The sequence below is a fragment of the Clavibacter capsici genome, from assembly GCF_001280205.1.
Taxonomy (GTDB): domain Bacteria; phylum Actinomycetota; class Actinomycetes; order Actinomycetales; family Microbacteriaceae; genus Clavibacter; species Clavibacter capsici.
In genome coordinates this window covers 387,476-402,026 of sequence record NZ_CP012573.1, presented here as the reverse complement: position 1 = coordinate 402,026, position 14,551 = coordinate 387,476, and the positions used below count along the sequence as shown (strand labels likewise).

General features: G+C 75.5%; 11 protein-coding genes. 5 read left to right on the top strand and 6 right to left on the bottom strand.

All coding sequences use genetic code 11. The features are described from left to right. Positions 1-24 precede the first annotated feature (24 nt). The 3 genes from AES38_RS02000 to AES38_RS01990 all read left to right on the top strand — a co-directional run bounded on the left by AES38_RS02000 (position 25) and on the right by AES38_RS01990 (position 3,846). Positions 25-705 carry a Pr6Pr family membrane protein gene (locus tag AES38_RS02000; RefSeq protein WP_053773560.1) on the top strand — a complete coding sequence of 227 codons (681 nt, stop codon included), beginning with the start codon at positions 25-27 and terminating at the stop codon, positions 703-705. 63 nt (positions 706-768) lie between these two features. Then, a complete protein-coding gene (locus AES38_RS01995) occupies positions 769-1,401 on the top strand; it encodes an alpha-ketoglutarate-dependent dioxygenase AlkB (protein ID WP_053773559.1) in 633 nt (210 codons plus the stop codon). Between the two features lie 273 nt (positions 1,402-1,674). Continuing rightward, positions 1,675-3,846, top strand: a complete 2,172-nt coding sequence (locus AES38_RS01990) for a phosphocholine-specific phospholipase C (RefSeq protein WP_053773558.1) — start codon at positions 1,675-1,677, stop codon at positions 3,844-3,846. 73 nt (positions 3,847-3,919) lie between these two features. Here AES38_RS01990 and AES38_RS01985 read toward each other — a convergent pair whose 3' ends face one another. Further along, a complete protein-coding gene (locus AES38_RS01985) occupies positions 3,920-4,654 on the bottom strand; it encodes a TetR family transcriptional regulator (protein ID WP_053773557.1) in 735 nt (244 codons plus the stop codon). A 233-nt stretch (positions 4,655-4,887) separates the two neighbouring features. Between AES38_RS01985 and AES38_RS01980 the strand changes: the two genes are divergently transcribed. Next, on the top strand, positions 4,888-6,903 hold the full coding sequence (locus AES38_RS01980; protein ID WP_053773556.1) for a S53 family peptidase: 2,016 nt from the start codon (positions 4,888-4,890) through the stop codon (positions 6,901-6,903). Next, positions 6,900-9,719, top strand: coding sequence for a hypothetical protein (locus AES38_RS01975; protein WP_053773555.1), 2,820 nt, complete (start codon positions 6,900-6,902; stop codon positions 9,717-9,719). Before AES38_RS01980 ends, AES38_RS01975 begins: the two co-directional genes overlap by 4 nt. 63 nt (positions 9,720-9,782) lie before the next feature. Here AES38_RS01975 and AES38_RS01970 read toward each other — a convergent pair whose 3' ends face one another. Genes AES38_RS01970 through AES38_RS01950 form a run of 5 tightly spaced genes read right to left on the bottom strand, consistent with a single transcriptional unit; the run spans position 9,783 to position 14,506 of the window. Next, positions 9,783-10,091, bottom strand: coding sequence for a GNAT family N-acetyltransferase (locus AES38_RS01970; RefSeq protein ID WP_072174599.1), 309 nt, complete (start codon positions 10,089-10,091; stop codon positions 9,783-9,785). After that, complete coding sequence (locus AES38_RS01965; RefSeq protein WP_053773554.1) at positions 10,088-10,978, bottom strand: alpha/beta fold hydrolase; 891 nt, start codon at positions 10,976-10,978, stop codon at positions 10,088-10,090. Before AES38_RS01965 ends, AES38_RS01970 begins: the two co-directional genes overlap by 4 nt. Before the next feature lie 56 nt (positions 10,979-11,034). Next, the gene (locus tag AES38_RS01960; RefSeq protein ID WP_043676049.1) at positions 11,035-11,880 is read right to left on the bottom strand and encodes a transglutaminase family protein; all 846 of its coding nucleotides are present in this window, start codon (positions 11,878-11,880) and stop codon (positions 11,035-11,037) included. Continuing rightward, positions 11,877-12,806, bottom strand: a complete 930-nt coding sequence (locus AES38_RS01955) for an alpha-E domain-containing protein (protein WP_043676057.1) — start codon at positions 12,804-12,806, stop codon at positions 11,877-11,879. The genes AES38_RS01960 and AES38_RS01955 overlap by 4 nt, the downstream gene beginning before the upstream one ends. Positions 12,807-12,811: 5 nt before the next feature. Beyond that, positions 12,812-14,506 carry a circularly permuted type 2 ATP-grasp protein gene (locus tag AES38_RS01950; RefSeq protein ID WP_053773553.1) on the bottom strand — a complete coding sequence of 565 codons (1,695 nt, stop codon included), beginning with the start codon at positions 14,504-14,506 and terminating at the stop codon, positions 12,812-12,814. Between the last annotated feature and the right edge of the window lie 45 nt (positions 14,507-14,551).

The following is a 14,551-nucleotide window of genomic DNA, read 5'->3' as shown; positions in this document are numbered from 1 at the left end:
CCGGCGGATGTGCGACCGTGGAGCGTGCGCATCACCTGGGCGGTCGTCCGCCTCCTCACCGCCCTGACCGTGCTCGTCGCCGTCACCAGCCAGTACGTCGTCAGCTCCTCGTACTGGCGGAGCATCGGGGTGGAGGGGATCTGGGGCAAGACGATCGACTTCCTCATGTACTTCACGATCCAGTCGAACCTGCTCGCCGCCGTGGTCATGGCCGTCGGCGCCCTGCGGCTGCTGCGGCACGCTCCCCTGCCGGGACGCGGCTGGACCACGCTCCGCCTGGCGGCGACCACCTACATGGTGACCACCGGCGCGGTCTACAACCTGCTGCTGCGCGGGCTGCCGACGATCCCGGGCGGCAACCTCCCGTGGTCGAACGAGGTGCTGCACGTGGTCGTGCCCCTGCTCGTGCTCGCCGACTGGCTGCTCGCGCCCGACCGCCGGGCGCTCGGCTACGGCGCCGTCGGCCGGGTCGTGGTGTTCCCGCTGGTCTGGGTCGCCGTCACGCTCGCCCGCGGGCCCGTCACGGGCAACGAGGTCACGGGGGCGGCGACCTACTACCCGTACCCGTTCCTGGATCCCGCCACGGACGGCGGCGGGTACGGCGCGGTCGCCGTGTGGGTCGTGGTCATCGCGGCGCTGATCTGCGGGCTGACGCTCCTGCTGACCTGGGCCGGACGGCGCGGCTCCCGCGCCCGGGCGGCCTGAGCGGGCTCTCCCCGCACCCGCCCGTTCGAACATGCGTTCGAACATCCGGGCTATGCTCGCGCCATGAGCATCGCGTTCCAGGCCTCCCTCTTCGACGACCTCCAGGCGGAGCCGGCCATCGGCGCGCTCGGCGCGGAGGTGGAGCGGCTCGATCTCGGGCAGGGCGCCTGGCTCGACATCCGGCCCGGCTGGGTCACCGACTCCGACGCGCTGTTCGAGCGCCTCGTGGAGGACGTGGAGTGGACGGCGGACACGCGGCTCATGCACGGCCGCGTGGTCGAGGTGCCGCGGCTGCTCTCCTGGTTCGGCCCGCGCGCGACGCTGCCCGCGCCCGTGCTGGTCGAGGCGCGCGAGGCGCTCAACGACCACTACGGCCGTCCGGCAGGTCAGGTGCTCGAGACCGCCGGGCTCTGCTTCTACCGCACGGGCGACGACAGCGTCGCGTGGCACGGCGACCGGGTGGGGCGCGCCATCGACCGCGACACCATGGTCGCCATCGTCTCCGTCGGGGCCGCCCGCACGCTCTCGCTGCGACCGAAGGGCGGCGGGGAGGTGCGGCGGTTCCCGCTCGGGCACGGCGACCTCGTGGTCATGGGCGGCAGCGCCCAGCGCACGCACGAGCACGCCATCCTCAAGACGCAGAAGGCCGTGGGCCCGCGCATCAGCATCCAGTTCCGGCCGGTCTGGCCCGCCTGAGGCATCCGCGGCATCCGCGGCCGGATGGGGAACGCTCCCGCTGTTCAGGAGGCATGCCGCCGGATGTCGCGCTCGGCGACCCGCTGTTCCCCTCGGGCGGGGAGGATCGCGCCTGGCATCGACGCTCCCGGGCGCGACCCGCCGGGATCCCCCGCGTCGAGCCGAGCGCGCGTCCCCGCGGGAGACCGTGACGGACCGCGCCCTCCGCGTCGCCGCCCCGCGGGATCCCCCGCCCGTCGGGCGCGGCACGATCCAGGAAGAAGGACCGTCACCGTGAGCACCTCCAAGCCCGAAGAGCACGCCCCGGACGTCGACCTCGAGGCCGGCGTCGACGCCGCGCCGCCGCTCGACCCCTCGCGCTCCTACCGCGCCGGCATCCGACCGGGCGTCAGCCGGCGCACCGTCCTGCTCGGCGGCGCCGCCGCGATCATGGCCGGCGTCGCCGCGGGATCCACCGTCGGAGCACCAGGCAGCACCTCGGCCGCCGCCGCGACCCGCAGGCACCTCACCGGATCCATCGCGGACGTCGAGCACGTCGTGATCCTCATGCAGGAGAACCGCTCGTTCGACCACTACTTCGGCACCCTCCCGGGCGTCCGCGGCTTCGGCGACAAGCAGGCCGTGGAGCTGCCGGGCGGCGGCACCGTCTTCGCGCAGCCCGACGCGAGCCGCCCGGACGGCGGGCGCATGCTCCCCTTCCCGCTCGACTCGTCGCGCTGCAACGCGCAGGGCGCCGGCGGCCTCGACCACTCCTGGAAGGGCGGGCACGTCGCCTGGAACGAGGGCGCGTGGGACAACTGGGTGGTCGCCAAGAGCGAGCAGACCATGGGCTACTTCACGAAGGACGACCTGCCCTTCCACCACGCCCTCGCCTCCGCGTTCACGATCGCCGACCACTACCACTGCTCGCTCATCGGCCCGACGACCCCGAACCGCCTCTTCCAGTGGACCGGCACGATCGACCCGCGAGGCAAGGCCGGCGGCCCCGCCATCGACAACCCCGACGACTACGCCCCCGTCTTCGGCTGGACGACCTACCCCGAGCGGCTGCGGCAGGCCGGGATCACCTGGAGGACCTACGCGAACGACGAGGTCGGCGACGAGGGCACGCACCCGTACGTGGGCGACTACGGCGACAACCCGCTGTGGCTGTTCCACCAGTACCACGAGGCGCTCGCCTCCTCGGATCCCGCGACGCGGCGGCTCGCGCTCGACGGCGGCCTGCACGACGGGTGGGAGCCCGACTCCGGCAAGGGCCTCGACGTCACGCACCTCCTGGAGGAGTTCGGGCGCGACGCCGCGGCGGGCACCCTGCCGGCCGTCTCCTACGTCGTCGCGCCCTACGGCTGGAGCGAGCACCCGAAGGCCAGCCCCGACTACGGCGCGCACTACACGAACGCGGTCATCCAGGCGCTCATGAGCAACCCGGACACCTGGGCGCGCACGGTCCTGCTCATCAACTACGACGAGAACGACGGCTACTTCGACCACCAGCTGCCGCCGCTCGCCGAGCCCGGCACGCCCGACGAGTACGTCGACGGCCTGCCCATCGGCTACGGCACGCGCGTGCCGCTCACGGTGGTGTCGCCCTGGAGCCGCGGCGGCTGGGTCGACTCGCAGGTGTTCGACCACACCTCGGTGATCCGGTTCCTCGAGACCTGGACGGGCGTGCGCGAGCCCAACATCTCCGAGTGGCGCCGCACGATCTCGGGCGACCTCACGTCGTGCTTCGACTTCGCGCACCCCGACTTCTCCATCCCGACGGCCCGCGAGGTCCTGCCGCTCCGCGCGACGCAGGCGCTCGTGGCGGCCGCCGACGCCGACATGGCGAAGCCGCCCGTGCGGGAGCCCGCGGTGGGCGCGCAGCGGATGCCCGAGCAGGAGCGCGGATCCATGCGCCACCGGCCGCTCCCCTACCGCCAGGACGCGGACGTCGTGATCGACCGCGGCACGGGCGCGGTGACCCTCACGATGCGCAACCGCGGCAGCCAGGGCGTCTCGCACCAGGTGTTCCCGAACATCGCGCTGCCCTTCGCGTCCACGCCGGCGACGGTGGCGCCGCGCTCCACGGCGACCTACACCTGGGACAGCGCGGCGCACGGCGGCGCCTACGACTTCAGCGTCTACGGGCCCGACCGCTTCCTGCGCCGCTTCGCCGGATCCGTGGTCCCGGCCGCGCGCGCCGACGTGCCCGTGCCCCGGGTGACGGCGGAGACGGTCGACGACGGCCGGCCCCTGCTGCGCATCACGCTCGACAACGACGGGAGCCCGTCGGTGAGGTACACGCTCACCGCGAACGACTTCATCACGCGCGTGCGGCACGAGACGGTGAAGCCCGGTCGCACGACGACGGTCGACTGGCCGGTGGACCGGTGGGGCTACTACGACGTGGTCGTCACGGCCGGCGACGGCTTCCGCCACCGGTACGCGGGTCGCGTGCAGTAGCGCGGCGCCTGCGCGACGACGCCGGCCGGTCCCCGAGGGGCCGGCCGGCGTCGTGCGCGGTGCGCCGGGCGGGTCAGGCGCGGACGCGCTCCGGGCCTGCGGAGGCGGCGTCGTCGTCGTCCGCGACGCGGCCCGCCACCCCGACGTGCGCCTCGGACGCGTCGGGGCGGCCCTCCTCCACGCGCGCCAGGTCGATCGGCTGGGCGGCGCGCACGACCTCGGCCGCGTCCTCGAGCCCCAGGTGGGTGAGCAGCGGGATCCAGAGGCTGCGCAGCCGATCGGCGGCGTCCCACCCGTCGAGGCTCGGCGACCGGTAGGAGAGCACCCCGAAGGTGGCGCTGAGCAGGACGTCGACCGCGGCGTCGAGATCCGGCGCGCGCACGCCCTGCACCGCGAGCTCCGCCTCGAGGTGCTCGCGGGTGAAGCGCCACACGTCGAAGCGGCGCTCGACCGCGAGGCCGAGCCGCGGCATGTCCTGGAGGAGGCGGATGGCGCCGGCGGCGACCGGGCAGACCTCCACCGTCCGCGCGGCGGTGAGGAGGAAGACGATGAGGTCCTCCAGCGGACCCCGGTCCTCGAGGGCGGCCTCGATGCGGAGCCAGCGGTCCTCCTGGTCCTCCACCACGGCGCCCGCGAGGCGCTCCTTGGACGCGAAGAGGTGGTACCCGATGGCCGACTTGGGCTTGCCCATCGCCTCGGCCACGCGCGAGAACGACGTGCCCTCGTAGCCGTGGGTCGCGAACTGCGCGCCCGCCGCCTCGACGATCTCGCGCCGTGCCCGGGACACGGCCTTCTGCCGCTGGTTCATGTCGTGCTCCCTCCGCTCCCGCTCGGGAGTGGAGGGATCGTACCCGGGCGGATCGACGGGAAGACGACGCGCGGGTGTCGCGCGGTCACCGCGGACGGGTCCCGGGGGCGGCGGAGGACGGCCGCGGGTGTCGCGTGCCACCCCTCTCCACAGGCGGTGAGAACGGTTCTCAAGGGGGGATAGCATCCGCTCGCGCCCTCGCGCACACCCCCCGAATCGAAGCTGGATCCGCCATGCCCTCTCGCCCCTCGTCCCTCCTCCCCGCCGAGGCCCGCAGGCCCGCCGAACGCCCGCCGACGGAGGGCCGGATCCGCGCCCTCGCCCGCGGGCTCGCGCGGCCGCCGCGCGCCCGGTCCGTCGCCCTCGGCACGGGCGTCGTCGCCCTCGCGGCCGTCGCGGCGCTCGTCGCGAGCGCGCTGACGGGGACCGGATCCGCGTCCGCGTCCGCCGACGCCGACCCGGCCGCCGCGCACGCCGCCTCGGGCCTCCGCACGCTCGACGGGTCCGCTCCGGCCTGGCCCGCCTCGGTCTCCGCCACCCGGCTCGGCGACGCGCCCGCTGACGCGACGGTCGCGCTCACGGTGCTCATGGACCCGGCCCGGCCCGACGCGGCCCCCGCCGTCGCCGCCTGGCTCCGCGACCGCGGCCTCGACGTGGGCGCCGTCCGCGGCGAGGTCGGCGCGCTACCCGTCTCCGGCACGCTCGCGCTCGCGTCGCGGGCGTTCGACACCGGGTTCGCCCGCTTCCGCGTCGGCGGCCGCGAGGTCGTCGCCCCGGAGCGCGCGCTCGCCGTGCCCGCCGTCCTCGACGCCGTGCGCGGCGTCGCCGGCACCGTCCAGGGCGACGTGCTGATGCCGTCGGACGCCGAGCAGGACGACGCGCAGGCCGCCGACGCCGCGCCGGCTCCCGATGCCGCCACCCCGGTCCCCGCGCCCGTCCCCGGGCAGGTGACCGGCGGATCCCCCGCCTCCTCCGCCGACGACGGCACGTGCGCCGCCTGGTGGGGCCAGCGCCTCACCGACGCGTGGCCCGCCTCCGTCGACGTGGCCCACCGCTCGAACTCGCTGTGCGGCTACGGCCCGGCGCAGCTCAGGCGCGTCGACGACGTGCCCGCCGAGGACCGCGGAGCCGGCGCGACCATCGCGATCGTCGCCGCCTACGACGACCCGGACACCCGGGCCGACACCGACACCTACTCCCGCGCGGTCGGCGAGCCCGCGTTCACCGCGGGCCAGTACCGCGACCACCCGTCCGCCGCGCCGCGCACCGGCATCTGCGGCGGCCCCACGGCGTGGACGGACGAGCAGCACCTCGACGTGCAGGCGGTCCACGCGATGGCGCCCGATGCGGCCGTCTCCTACTGGGGCGCCGACGACTGCACGAGCACGAGCCTCTACACGCGGATCCTCGACGCGGCCGAGGACGGCCCCGACGTGATCAGCCTGTCCTTCGGCGCGATGGAGGGCCTCGACACGGCCGACGACCGCGAGCTCCTCAACCGCGTGCTCGTGGAGGCGGCGGCGCGCGACGTGTCGGTCTTCGCGTCCACCGGCAACGACGGCGACTACAGCGGCGTCGGCGACCACGGTGGGAACGCGACCGTGGCGTCGCCCGCGTCGAGCCCGTACGTGACGGCGGTCGGCGCGACGAGCACGGGCCTCGCCGAGGACGGCTCGATCGCCGTGGAGGCGGGCTGGGAGACCGAGACCCGCTTCGCGCGGAACGGCGCCCTGATCCCGCCGGGCTTCGCGTTCGGCGCGGGTGGCGGCCAGTCGGCCGAGTACGCGCGGCCCACCTGGCAGGCCGACCGGCTCGCCGTCGCGGGCACCGGACGGCTGCTGCCGGACGTGGCGTCGCTCGGGGATCCGGACACGGGCTTCATCACGTACGGCCCGCACAAGGGCCGCACCGAGTACGCGGCGCACGGCGGCACGAGCCTCGCGACGCCCATGGTCGCCTCCATGGTGGCGATCTCCAAGGCCGTCACCGGCCGTCGCTTCGGGCTCGCGAGCCCGGCCCTCTACGCGCTGATGGGGACGTCCGCGCTGCGCGACGTGCAGCCCGCCTCGGCGGCGACGTGGTCCCCCCGGGGACCCTCGGCGGGAGCGCTGTGGCCCGAGACGCTCTTCATGTGGGACACGGGGAGGCAGGGGCTCCGCTCCGCCCCCGGCTGGGACGACGTGACCGGGGCCGGCGTGCCCGCGGGCCGCGCGTTCATCGAGGGCCTCGGCGCCGGAGCCGGACGATGAGCCGGGCTGCGGTCCGGGCATCGCACCGGGCGACGGCGCGCCCGGGCGCGCGCGGAGCCCTCGGGGTCCTCGGCGCGACCGGCGCCACCGCCCTCGCGGCGCTCCTCGCCCTCGGCGGGCTCGTGCCCCTGGCGGCGCACGCGGCCGACGTCGTGCTCGCGCGCGCCTCGGGCGTGGAGATCGTCGACATCGACGGCGACACGCTCACCGCGCCCACGCCGCTCGCCGAGTGGTCGGCGGGCCAGGCGGTGACGCGGGAGGCCGGGTCCACCGGCGACGTGATGAAGCTCAACACGACGCGCACGACCGGGCTCCGGTCCACGGCCGGCCCGACGGGCGCCACCAGCAGCGTCGCGAGCGGCGAGCTCACGCTGCGCGACCGGCCGGCGATCGTCTTCTCCGGCCTCACCGTGTCGTGCACGCCCGGCGGCACGCCCGCCGTGCACCTCGACCGGCTGACCATCGGCGGGGTGGACGTGACCGCCGACGCGGACGCGACGCCGGGCTGGTCGCGCGACCTCCCCGAGTCGGTCTACGGGGCGACCCGCGTCATCGTGGGGTCCACCGCGACGGGCGACGACGGATCCGCCACCACCGTCGGCATCGACCTGGAGGCGGAGGCCGGGGCGTCGGAGATCTGGCGCGTGCGCGCGGGATCCGTGACCTGCGCCGCGACCGTGCCGGTGCCGACGCCGTCGGCCTCGCCGACGCCCGCGCCCACCCCGGCGCCGACGCCGACCCCGACGCCCGCGCCCGACCCGGGTCCGGCCCCCGCGCCCGATCCGAGCCCGGCACCGGATCCCGCGCCCGCCCACGCCACCGGCCGCGTCGCGACGGGCGTCACCGTCACGGCACCCGACGGCACGCGCGTGATCGACGGGCAGCCGCGCGTCGAGGGCCTCGATCGCGAGGCCACGGCCGACGCGCTCCCGGCGGCCGACGGATCCGCCGAGCACGCCGCATCCGTGCGCGTCGCGACCGGCGCGGACGGCACCACCACGGTCGGCGTCGGCTCCTTCGAGCAGCTGCCGGGCGCGCCCGCCGACCCCCTGGCCGAGTACCGCTGGACGGCGTTCCGCGTCTACGGCCTCACCGCCACGATCACGCCCGCGGGTGCCGTCTCGACGGAGTTCGCGGATCCCGGCAGCGCGGTCTTCGTGGACGGCCGCTGGATCGACACCACGACCGACCTCTACACGGGCGTCGACGAGCAGGGCGCGCCCCGCGTCACCGTCGCGTTCGGCGAGCACGAGACCGCGGCGGACGGCACCGTCACGGTCACCGCGGTGCACTACCGCGACCTCACGGGCGCGCACCCGGACGTGCGCCTCGGCACGGTCGTCGTGCCGCCCGCGGCCGGGCAGGTCGTGGGCGCGTACGGCGTCGGCGTCACGGCGCCCGACGGCACGGTGCTCGTCGCGCCGCAGCCGGCCGCGACGACGGCCGCCCCGCACGCGGCGGCGGACGCCGTGACCGGCACGGGGACGGATCCCGACACCGCGACCGCCGTCGCCGTCGACCTCGGCACGGGCGACGCCGCGGGCACCGCCACGGTCGACGTGGGCGCGTTCCGGCAGGTGCCCGGCGCCGCCACGGATCCGCTCGCCGACTACCGCTGGCCCGCCCTCCGGGTGGACGGCCTGCACGCGGTCGTCTCCGCCGCGGGCGCGATGACGGTGTCCTTCGCGGACGCGGGGGACGCGGTCTTCGTGAACGGGGTCTGGATCGACACCACCACCGACCTCTACACGGGCGTCGACGAGCACGGCACGCCGCGCGTCGAGGTCCGGTTCGGGGAGCGGACGGTCGCGTCCGACGGCACGGTGACCCTCACCGCGCTGCACTACCGCGACCTCACCGGCCGCCACCCCGAGGTCCGGCTGGGCGTCGTGACCATCGCGGCGGGCGGTGGGGCGACGCCCGCGCCGGATCCGTCGCCGGCGCCCACCCCGATCGTGCCGGACGCCGCGCCCACCGGGTGGTCCGCGTACGGGATCCGCGCGACGGGGCCGAGCGCGGTCGCCGCCACGCCCGTGGCGCGGCCGGACGCGGACGCGAGCGCCGCCCGGATCGCCCCGGACGCCCTCGCGGCCGACGACGCCGCGACCGACGCGGGCACGACCGCGGGGGACGGCGCCGCGGGCCAGATCCGCGCGACCGGCATCCGCCTCGCGTCGAGCAGCAGCGCGGGCAGCGCGACGCTCGACGACGTGAGCCTCTACCCGGGCAGCCGCCTGGCCGTGCGGATCTCGGGCCTCCGGGTCCGGGTCGACGGCGGCGCGGCGCACGTCTCGAGCGACGGCGGCACCATCGCGGGCGCCTCGCTCGCGGCCGGGGACATCGCCCCGGGCACGCGGTTCGCGCTGCCCGACGGCGGATCCGCGGTGCTCGCCGAGGACGTGACCGCGGGCGCGTCCCGCACGGTCACGGGCCTGCACCTGGTCGACGCGTCCGGCCTCGACGCGGACGTGTCCGCGGCGGTGGTCACGACGGCCGCGGTGGCCGCGGACCCGGGCGACGCCGGCACGACGCCCGGCGGCTCGGGCTCGGGCGGCACCGCGTCCGGCGGATCCTCGTCGGCCCCGGCCGGCGCGGGCACCGCGTCCCCCGGCGCGCTGTCGGCGGACGGATCCAGCCCGGCCGGCACCTCGGGCGCGAGCGCGAGCGCGGGCCTCCGCGGATCGCTGCCGCGCACGGGATCCTCGCCCGCGGCGGCGCTCGCCCTCGCGGCGCTGCTGCTGGTCGTGGGATCCGCGGCCGCGCTCGAGGCGCGACGCCGCCGCCGCACGCGGACGGACCGCCCCGCGCGCGCCTGACCCGACGAATCACGCCGCACGCCGCCCTCCGACCGCATCCCGCGGGCCGGAGGGCGGCGTGCGTCACCAGCGCAGCAGCAGCACGTCCGATCCGCCCTCGCGCCCCACGGGCACGAAGCCGTAGCCGCGGTCGTCGTCGGCGAAGAGGCGCGCCCATGCGGCGCCGACCGGATCGCCGTCGGCCTCCGCGACGACGCCCATGTCGCCGACGCGCGGCCAGCCGGCCACGTGGTGCGCGAGCTCCGGGGTCGCGAGCATGCGCTCGCGCGTCATCGCCCCGTCGTCGCGCCAGTCCATCGACGCCAGCAGCATGTCCTCCAGGAACGGCAGGTCGTCGGCGCGCGCCGGGCGGAGGGTGGCGGCGGCGGTCACGCGGGCTCCCCGTCCGAGGCGCCGACGGGCGCGACCCGCGACCCCAGCCAGCTCCGCAGGTCGGCGACCACCTCGTCGCGGTTCGTCTCGTTGTAGATCTCGTGCCGCGCGCCCGGGTACACGATCAGCAGCACGTCGCTGAGCCGCGAGCGGCGGCTGTAGTCGCGCGCGAGCAGCTGCATGCCGCGGCGGCCGCCGAGCGAGTCCTCCTCGCCGCCCTGGATGAGCACGGGCAGGTCGGTCGCGAGCTTGCGGGGCGGGCGGCCCATGATCTGCACGGAGTCGCGCATCCGGTACGGCTTCAGCGCGTTGACGTCGAAGTTGCGCTCGTCGGCGCCGAACGCGCGCTGCGCCTCCGGATCCCGCGAGAGCCACTCGAAGCCCGACGCCGCCGGGTGCCGCCAGCGCTTGTTGAGGTCGCCCGTGTTGATCACGCCGGGCATCGCGAGCGACGCGCCGCTCAGCACGAGCCCCGCGTAGAGATGCGACGCGCGCGCCACGATGCGCTGCGCGAGGAGCGCGCCCCAGCTGTGGCCGAGGAGCACGAGCGGCAGGTCGGGCAGCTCGCGGCGCAGCTGCTCGCTCACCAGCTGGATCCCGTCGAGCGCCGCCAGGTGCCGCCGCGGCCCCAGCACGCCGATGCCGAGGTGGCCGAGCCCGGTGGCGCCGTGCCCGCGGTGGTCGTCGGCCGCGACCGTGTACCCGGCCGCGTTGAGCTCGTGCGCGAGCCGGACGTAGCGCAGCGCGTGCTCGCCGACCCCGTGCGCGATGTGCACGACCGCCCGCGGGCTCTCCGCCTCCCACACGTAGTAGTGGAGGGTCACGCCCTCCGCGTCCACGATGGTGCGGTGGTCGGCTCCGCCGGTGGAGCGCTCGTCGTCGGGCATGGACCCAGACTAGGCGCGGCCGACCGGCCGACCCAGGCCGTGCGGGCCCCCGCGGGTCAGGACTCGCGCGTGATCTCCACCCGCACGAACAGCTTCGACCGGAACGGCCCCGCGTAGATGCCCCGCAGCGGGGCGACGTCGCGGTAGTCGCGGCCCCGGCCGACGAGCACGTGGCGGTCGCCGATGTCGATGAGGTTCGTGGGATCCCAGCCGCGCCACTCGCCGCAGAACCACTCGACCCACGCGTGCGACTCGCCCGTGACCGTCTCGCCCACGGCCGCGTTCGGCTTCGGGTGCAGGTAGCCGCTGACGTAGCGCGCGGGGATCCCGACGTGCCGGAGCGCGCCGATGACGATGTGCGTGATGTCCTGGCAGACGCCGCGACCCTGCTCCCACGCCTCGCGCGCGGTGGACTGGACGCTCGTGACGCCGGCCATGTACTCGACCCGCTCGCCGATCGCGCGGGCGATGGCGGCGGCCGCCTCGCACGGGGTGCCCGCGCCGCCGGCGATCTCCTCCGCGAGCGCGACGACCTCCTCGTGCGGCTCGGTGCGCGCGGTCTGCGCGACCTGCTCGACGTGCTCCGTCGCGCGCTGCACGTCGACCGCGAGGTCGTCCCAGCCGAGCTGGTGCGGCTCGTGCGCGCGCGGCCGGACCTCGACGAGGCTCGTGGCCGTGAGCTCGAGCGAGCGGTGGGGGCTCAGGATCTCGAACGAGGAGACGCGCGTGCCGAAGTAGTCGACGTACGTGTGGTGCCCCGGCTTCGGCTGGATGTCGAGGTTCGAGTAGAGGACGAACTGGTTCTCGCTCGAGACGGGCAGCATCCGTGCCTCGTTGTACGACGCGGTCACCTCGCCCTCGTAGTGGAAGCCGGTCCGGTGGGTGATGCGCAGGCGGTTCACGAGTTCTCTCCGACCCAGCTGGGTGCCGCGTTGGTGGGGAAGTAGCGCTGGCGGACGGCCTCGCTGGTGGCGCTGGTGGCCTCCTGCACGGCGTCCATGAAGCGCGGGAGGTCCTCGAGGATCTCGGCGATCGGCCGGTACTCCAGCTCGCTCCGGATCTGCCCGAGCAGCCGCTGCGCCTGGTCCGAGACCCCGAGGCGGTCCGTGCGCGGCTCGATGTCGTGCAGGCACTGCTCGGCGCGGCGGATCGAGTGGGTGATCGACCGCGGGAACAGCCGGTCGAGCAGCAGGAACTCGGCGGCGTTCCGCGCGCTCGGCACGCCGCGGTACGTGCGGAGGTACGCCTCGTACGCGCCGCAGGAGCGGAGGATCGTGGTCCACGACGGGCCGCTCGCCTCGGTGAGGGCACGGGTCGCGAGGAGCCGGGCCGTCATGTCGGCGCGCTCGATGGATCGGCCGAGCGTGAAGAACTGCCAGGCCTCGTCGCGGCTCGTGCCCGACTCGACGAGCCCGACCGCGAGGGCCGAGCGCTCGCGCACCCAGCCGAAGAACTCGTGCACGCGGTCGTTCGCGATCTTCCGCGGCATGCGGGCGCGGGTCGTGTTGAGGCACTCCCACAGCTCGCTCGAGACGATCTCGCGGGCCCGGCGGGCGTTCTCCCGCGCCGCCCCGAGCGAGTAGGCGATGGAGGCGGGCTGCGTGCGGTCGACCGCGAGGAGGGCGAGCACGTCGTCCCGGCCGAGCACATCCTCGCTCGGCACGTCGCTGCCCATCACGCTGAGGAGGGAGCGGCAGGCGGTGTCCTCGTCGATCCACGGGTCCTCGAGGAGGAGCTGGAGGTGCACGTCGAGGATGCGGGCCGTGCCGTCCGACCGCTCGATGTAGCGGCCGATCCAGAACAGCGACTCGGCGATGCGCGACAGCATGGGCATCAGCGGTCCCCCTCGGTGGTGTCGGCGGCGGCGGACGCGGCGGCGCGGGCGCCGGCCTGCTGCTGCTGCTCGTGCTGGTCGCGATTGCGCGGCGCGTCGTGCGGCGACTGGTCGGGGGCCTTGTCGCCGTCGACGATCGGGATCGACGTCGTCACCGCGGCCTGGTCGGCGACGAGCGTCTGCACGCTGCGCTCGCGCGTGGCCGTGGGGAAGCCGGCGTCGCCGACGACCCAGGTGTCCTTGGATCCGCCTCCCTGGCTGCTGTTGACCACGAGCTGGCCCTCGGGGAGCGCGACGCGCGTGAGCCCGCCCGGCAGCACCCAGATGTCGCGGCCGTCGTTGACCGCGAACGGGCGGAGGTCGGCGTGGCGCGGGCGCATGCCGTCCTCCACGAGCGTGGGGATGGTGCTGAGCTGCACGACGGGCTGCGCGATCCAGCCGCGCGGGTCCTTGAGGAGCCGCGCGCGCAGCTCGGCGAGCTCGCCCGCGGAGGCGGCGGGGCCGACCACGAGGCCCTTGCCGCCGGATCCGTCGACGGGCTTCACGACGAGCTCGGGCAGCCGGTCGAGGACCTCCTCGAGCGAGTCGGGCTCCTCGAGGCGCCAGGTGTCGACGTTCGGGATGATCGCGTCCTCGGCCAGGTAGTAGCGGATGAGGTCGGGCAGGTACGTGTAGACGAGCTTGTCGTCGGCGACGCCGTTGCCCACCGCGTTCGCGATGGTGACGTTGCCGAGGCGCGCGGCGAGCATGAGGCCGGGCGAGCCGAGCATGGAGTCGGCGCGGAACTGCAGCGGGTCGAGGAACTCGTCGTCGACGCGGCGGTAGATGACGTCGACGCGCATGGGGCCGCCGGTGGTGCGCATCCAGACGCGGCCGCCCGAGCAGAACAGGTCGCGGCCCTCGACGAGCTCGACGCCCATGAGGCGCGCGAGCAGCGTGTGCTCGAAGTAGGCGCTGTTGTAGACGCCGGGAGTGAGGACGACGACGTTCGGGTCCTCGACGCCGTCGGGCGCGCTCGCGCGGAGGGCCTGGAGGAGCTTGTTCGGGTAGTCGCCCACGGGGCGGACGCGCATCGAGACGAACAGCTCGGGGAGCGTCTGCGCCATGACCCGGCGGTTCGAGATGACGTAGCTGACGCCCGAGGGCACGCGCACGTTGTCCTCGAGGACGCGCATCTCGCCGGCCTCGTCGCGCACGAGGTCGATGCCGGAGACCTGGATGCGGACGCCGTTGGCGGGGTCGATGCCCGCGGCCTGGCGGTGGAAGTGGCTGGACGAGCTGATGAGGCGGGCGGGGATCACGCCGTCGCGGATCGCGCGCTGCGGCCCGTAGACGTCCGCGAGGAACGCCTCGAGCGCCCGGACCCGCTGCGCGACGCCCTTCTCGAGCCGGCTCCACTCGGCCTGCTCGATGACGCGCGGCACGGCGTCGAGCGGGAACGGCCGCTCCTCGCCCGCGAAGTCGAAGGTGACGCCCTGCGCGAGGTAGCTGGTGGCGAGCGCGTCGGTGCGGTCCTTCAGCTCCTCCTTGGTCATGCGGGAGAGCGCGGCGTGGATCTCGCGGTAGGCCGCCCGCGTGGCGGCGGGCTCGCCGTCGGCCGGCGGATCCCGGAACATCTCGTCGAACGGCATCGCGCCGCCGGTGGCGCGGCGCGCGGCCGCGAGCGTGCCGTATCCCTCGAACAGATCACCCATGGCCGGAGCCTAACGGGGGCGTGTGTCGGGGGTGTTTCCGGGCGC

Bases quoted from the DNA above. Each gene is read 5' to 3' on its own strand.
- AES38_RS01995 (WP_053773559.1), top strand. From the start codon at position 769: ATGAGCATCGCGTTCCAGGCCTCCCTCTTCGACGACCTCCAGGCGGAG.
- AES38_RS01985 (WP_053773557.1), bottom strand. From the start codon at position 4,654: ATGAACCAGCGGCAGAAGGCCGTGTCCCGGGCACGGCGCGAGATCGTC.
- AES38_RS01980 (WP_053773556.1), top strand. From the start codon at position 4,888: ATGCCCTCTCGCCCCTCGTCCCTCCTCCCCGCCGAGGCCCGCAGGCCC.
- AES38_RS01975 (WP_053773555.1), top strand. From the start codon at position 6,900: ATGAGCCGGGCTGCGGTCCGGGCATCGCACCGGGCGACGGCGCGCCCG.
- AES38_RS01965 (WP_053773554.1), bottom strand. From the start codon at position 10,978: ATGCCCGACGACGAGCGCTCCACCGGCGGAGCCGACCACCGCACCATC.
- AES38_RS01955 (WP_043676057.1), bottom strand. From the start codon at position 12,806: ATGCTGTCGCGCATCGCCGAGTCGCTGTTCTGGATCGGCCGCTACATC.
- AES38_RS01950 (WP_053773553.1), bottom strand. From the start codon at position 14,506: ATGGGTGATCTGTTCGAGGGATACGGCACGCTCGCGGCCGCGCGCCGC.